The sequence below is a fragment of the Rhizobium sp. 01T444 genome (assembly GCF_056398305.1).
The window spans coordinates 1-574 of record NZ_JBFTPD010000317.1; the positions used below are offsets into that span (position 1 = coordinate 1).

Sequence of the window (574 nt, forward strand, 5' to 3'; positions counted from 1 at the left end):
CTCCATGGCATCGATAGCATTGACCACGAGATTGACCAGGACCTGCTGGATCTCCACCCGGTTCGCCTGCACCATCGGCAAGTCGTCCGGCGCGTCCACCTCGACAATGCATCCCGAGGCGTCGAGTTGCACCCGCAACAGATTCAGCGTCTGCATGACCAGTTCGCGCGCATCCAGCGGTTCGAACTCGGGTTCGTGCCGCCCGACGAAGCGGCGAACGTTGCGGACGATCTGACCCGCCTGCTCGAGATGGAGCGAAACCTGCGCCAGTGCGCCTTGCACGTCCGGCCGGTCCGCCAGTTCCTCGCTCAGCCGAAGACGGATTCCGGCCACGTAGCTCTCGCATGCGTTCAAAGGCTGGCCCAGCTCGTGCGCCAGCGCGGAAGCGAACTGCCCCATCAATGAAAGTCGCATCGCGTGAGCCAGCGCGAGCTGCTGTTCATGCTCGCGTTCGCGTGCGCGGTGCTGCTCGGTCACGTCTTCGAATGTGAACACCGCACCAAGGCCGTGGCTCGTCAAGCGCGAGGCGACCATCTGGAACTCGCTCACCTTGCCGCTTCGACCACGCCAGCTC

1 protein-coding gene is annotated in these 574 nt (G+C 64.1%); it reads right to left on the reverse strand.

Annotated elements, in window-relative coordinates:
• The coding region (locus AC1DTN_RS38680; protein WP_477925510.1) for a sensor histidine kinase at nt 1-549 on the reverse strand (549 nt) is incomplete at its 3' end.
• Between the last annotated feature and the right edge of the window lie 25 nt (nt 550-574).